4 protein-coding genes are annotated in these 4,781 nt (G+C 43.2%); 3 read left to right on the top strand and 1 reads right to left on the bottom strand.

Features of this window, described 5'->3' with window-relative positions:
* Nucleotides 1-417, bottom strand: a 417-nt coding sequence (locus ACJ751_RS16455) for a metal-dependent transcriptional regulator (RefSeq protein WP_407746609.1), incomplete at its 3' end; no start/stop codon positions are given.
* A 245-nt stretch (nt 418-662) separates the two neighbouring features.
* Here ACJ751_RS16455 and ACJ751_RS16450 point away from each other — a divergent pair.
* The 3 genes from ACJ751_RS16450 to ACJ751_RS16440 all read left to right on the top strand — a co-directional run.
* Complete coding sequence (locus tag ACJ751_RS16450; protein ID WP_407746608.1) at nt 663-1,616, top strand: hypothetical protein; 954 nt, start codon at nt 663-665, stop codon at nt 1,614-1,616.
* A gap of 148 nt (nt 1,617-1,764) precedes the next feature.
* Nucleotides 1,765-3,420, top strand: a complete 1,656-nt coding sequence (glgP, locus tag ACJ751_RS16445) for an alpha-glucan family phosphorylase (protein WP_407746607.1) — start codon at nt 1,765-1,767, stop codon at nt 3,418-3,420.
* Between the two features lie 313 nt (nt 3,421-3,733).
* A partial coding sequence (locus ACJ751_RS16440; protein WP_407746606.1) for a mucoidy inhibitor MuiA family protein occupies nt 3,734-4,781 on the top strand: 1,048 nt, incomplete at its 3' end.

Here is a 4,781-nt window from a genome sequence, read left to right as displayed (position 1 = left end):
GCGGCCCAGGCTATCGGGGATGGGATCACCATGCGGATCGGTTTTAGGGAACCCTAAAAACTCATCCAGGCGGTCAATCAGTTTTTTGCTGCTGATGTGTTCCAGTTCCTCGGCAATTTCATGCACCTCATCCCAGCGAAAATGCAGTTTCTCAACAAGGAAGAATTCCCACAACCGGTGTTTACGAATGATCTGCAGGGCTACTTTACGTCCTTCGGTATTAAGTTTAAATCCCTTATATTTCTCGTATAATAATAATTTCTGCGCTTTCAGTTTCTTCAACATATCCGTAACTGAAGCAGGGCGGGTTTGCAATTCACCAGCAACATGGTTGGTGGTTACGGTACCATGTATTTCCTGCAGGTGAAAAATGGCTTTCAGGTAATTTTCTCTGCTGCTTGAATATTTTGGGCCCATACTGCTTTTATTGCTTACCTAAAATAAATTTTAGACAAATCTAAAAAATAAATGAGGTATTTCCAAGCAATGTAAGGTATATTAACAGGTTCCTGAGCCCTCCCCGGCCTTCTATTGGCTGGGAAGAGGAGAATGAAGCGTTTATTCCCCCCTCTATTGGAAGGGGCGGGGGAGGCATAGCAGGCCCTTTTTTTGAAGTGGTGATGAATGCTTATTTTTATCCATCAACAGCTCCTGGTTATTTTATGAAGAAGTACTTTTTATGTTTGGGTTTGATAGCAATATTGTTTGCCTGCAAAGACAAGAAAACAACTATTAAGGCAGGTGAAATTGTAACAGCTGCCGATTTTGTTGCTTTTTATCCTGAAGTTACCCTGCCCCATATTATTGCCGATACCATGTTGGCAAGAAAGCCAAATGCCACATTAGCCCTGGATTTAAATACATTAAGCAAGTATATACCTGACAGTGTGTGGAAGAAAGATTTTGGAAAGAATGCTTCCCCTAAATTTTATGCATTAGGCCGTGCAAAGGAAAAGGAAAAAGAAAATTATTTGTTCACCGAAGTAACGGCAGCGAACAAAAGAATAGTATACCTGGCCTGTTTTAGCAATGATAACAAATTCTTAAAGGCCATGCCGTTGCTTAAAACCGGTTTTGACCGATATACTTCCTCTTATGGCATGCTCGATTCAAAATTTCAGATAACTACCTACCACGAAACAAAGAAAACCGCCGACGACATTGTTTTTAAAAGGAATATCTATTTCTATGACCGGAACGGGGATAATTTTACCCTTATTGTAACCGAGCCCAATGAAGATATCATTGAAGATGTTCAGAATCCTATAGATACCATGGCGGCTACACATAAATTTTCCGGTAATTATGTTGAAGACCCAAAAAATTTCATTTCCATCCGGGATGGAAGGAACCCATCGGAAATGGTATTCTTTGTCCATTTTGAAAAGAACGATGGGAAATGCAATGGTGAGTTAAAAGGAAGTGCCCGTTTTATTTCGCCTACTGTTGCACAATTTGTTAAAAGTGATAATCCCTGTTCGCTGGAGTTTACCTTTACCGGCAACAAGGTTACCATGAAAGAAAATGGGCGATGTGGAGCTTACCGGGATATACAATGCTTTTTCAACGGAAGTTATTCAAAGAAAAAAGCAGCGAAAGCAAAAGCCAAAAAGTAACAGCCCCACTATTAATGCGTGCGTACAAACGCTCATTAGTAACAGGTAGCTGTCCCGCATAATAGACGTATTCCAGCACTAACCGATCTTGGAATTTACATTATATTCGCCCGGTATTAGTACCTGAAAGTTAAAATGATTAGCGTATATGAGTTTTACCAATTTTACAGTTCCTTACCCTATAGAAGGGAAATACAGCAAACGAGTAGCTTATTTTTCAATGGAGTATGCCGTGCATCAACCATTGAAAATATACAGCGGCGGTCTGGGTTTTTTATCTGGCTCGCATTTGCGCAGTGCGTATGAGTTGCAGCAGAACATGGTAGGCATTGGCATCTTGTGGAAATATGGTTATTATGATCAGGCCCGCAACCAGGACCATACCTTACAGGTAACCTGGCTGGAAAAATATTATCATTTCCTGGAAGATACCGGGATCAAGTTTCAAATTGCCATACACGATCACCTGGTATGGGTGAAAGCTTATTACCTGAATCCGGAAACATTTAAAACAGCGCCGCTGTTTTTGCTGAGCACTGATCTGCCGGAGAACGATCATATTTCACAAACCATTACCCATCGGTTATACGATGCCAACGTAGCCACTAAAGTAGCCCAGTTCATATTACTGGGGGTGGGCGGCGCCAAGCTGATGGATGAAATAGGGTTCAACCCCGAGTTGTATCATTTGAATGAAGCGCATGGCGTATCATCGGCATTTTACCTGTACAAGAAATTTGGCAATAAGGTTGAAGAAGTGAAGAAGCGTATGGTGTTCACCACGCATACGCCGGAGGAAGCAGGTAATGAAAAACATGATATCAACCTGTGTCATAAAATGAGTTACTTCTGCGGGCTCAGTCTCGATGAAGTGCGCAAGCTCACGGGTATACAGGACGATCTGTTCAACCACTCCCTGGTGGCGTTGCGTTTTGCGCACCTGGCCAATGGCGTATCAAAATTACATGGCGAAGTATCACGGGCTATGTGGGGTAAATATGAAAATATCTGCCCGATCATTTCCATTACCAATGCCCAAAACTGGCGTTACTGGGCCGATAAACAATTATACCGCGCCGCCGAAGAAGGCAATGACAGCTGGTGGGACGATCGCAAGAAATACCTCAAGCGCCGGTCGTTTGATATTGTGGCCGATCAAACCGGTAAACTGTTCAACCCGAACGTATTTACCATTGTATGGGCGCGCCGCTTTGCCGGTTACAAACGCGCAGAATTAATAACCCGCGATAAAGCCCGCTTTGAAAAATTATTAAGCAGTACCAAATACCCGGTACAGATCATTTGGGCTGGTAAACCTTACCCAATGGATTACCCGGCCATCAATGACTTTAATTACCTGGTGAATCTGAGCAAGACCTATAAAAACGTAGCCGTGCTGATCGGTTATGAATTGGCGATATCAAAAAGATTGAAGCAGGCTGCCGATATCTGGTTGAATAATCCACGTGTTCCCCGCGAAGCGTCAGGCACCAGTGGCATGACGGCTGCCATGAACGGCGCCATCAATTTCTCTACTTCCGATGGCTGGATCCCCGAGTTTATTGACCAGGGCCATAATGGGTTTGTAGTGCCTAAAGCTGATTATGCCAAAATGAATGTGCAGGAGCAGGACCAGTACGACCTGGATAAAATATATGAACTGTTGGAGCACGACATTCTTCCCATGTACTACGAGCGATACGATACCTGGCGCCAGATAGCCAAGAACGGCATGCGTGATGTACGCTTCCAGTTCGATTCGGGCAGAATGGCGAATGAGTACTATGAGTTGTTGTATAAGTAGGTTTTAAAGCTCCATTATATTATTGTAAGGACCATCTGTTTTCGGGTGGTCCTTTTTCGTGAAACGTCAAACGTGAAACGTGAAAGGACCCGCGACGAGTTAACATTCCTCACTATTTTCATATCCCACTCTTTTTATCCTTAGCCCTTTATCAACCCTATCAATCCCATCAACTCTATCAACTGGTCAACTGGTTAACTGGTCAACTGGTTAACTTCCTACCTCTTACTTCCTACTTCATTTTTTTTGAACGCTTATGTAATAATTAAACCGAATGCATCTATTCCATAATCACTCACTAAATATGAAATATATGAAAGGCATGCTCCTCATTTTGATAACCTTGTCGTTGGGGGCTTCGGTGCAAGCCAATGACGATAAAAATATTGTTCCTTCGGTATTGAAATCCGCTATGGTGTACCGGGTGGGCGCCGAATTAACGCACAGCGCCAAAGCAACGCTGAACCAGGGTAATAATGAATTGATAATCGATGGTATCAGTAACCGCATTGATATTAACAGTCTGCAAATAGGCAGCAATGGCAATGTGACCATTTTATCTGTTGAGTTCTCCACCAACTTCCTGAAACCAGAAACAAAGCTTCCCATTGTAAAAAAGCTGGAAGATTCACTGGAGACAGTCAAGGGTGAGTTATCAAAAGTGGAGGTAGTAGTAAAGACCGACCAGGAATTATTAGACCTGTTAAAAGCAAACAAGGAGATCCGCGGGGATCAAACGGGCCTAAACGTGCTTGAGCTCACCAAAATGGTGGATTACTACAAAGCCAAAACGCTGGAATTGCAAAGTGAGATCAGCCGGTACCAGGAAAAAAAGGCAAAGCTGTTGGATGTTTTAAACAAAATATCCAACCAGATAGACGAAGAAGAGCAGAAAAATAACAAAACCATCGGTAAGTTATTGCTGCAATTGTATTGTCCGTTGGCTGGTCAGTACGATTTCACTATATCGTATGTAACGCCTGCAGCGGGCTGGAATCCTACATACGATCTCAGGGTAGAAAACATCAACAAACCTGTTGCATTGGCCTATAAAGCCAAACTAACGCAATCAACCGGTATCGACTGGCAAAAGGTAAAACTCGCTTTGTCAACATCGGTTCCTGCGCAACATAACAATGCACCCGATATTAAGTCGTGGTTCCTTACCTATTACGAACCGGTAGCCTATGACGCGGCGCCATCTGTAAGTGGTAGTGTGGCTGGCCTGTCTATTGGTTCAGCTGCACCCGCACCTGCCATGCAGGAAATTAATATCAGAGGGTATAGCAATGTGTACGATAAAAAACAGAAGCAGGCCGAACCATTGTATGTACTGGATGGCAGGATAATAAGTAAAGGGG

Origin of the sequence: Niastella sp. (genome assembly GCF_045805085.1) — a bacterium.
Classification (GTDB): domain Bacteria; phylum Bacteroidota; class Bacteroidia; order Chitinophagales; family Chitinophagaceae; genus Niastella.
The sequence above is the reverse complement of the archived record's forward strand: the minus strand, read 5'-3'. Positions and strand labels throughout refer to the sequence as shown.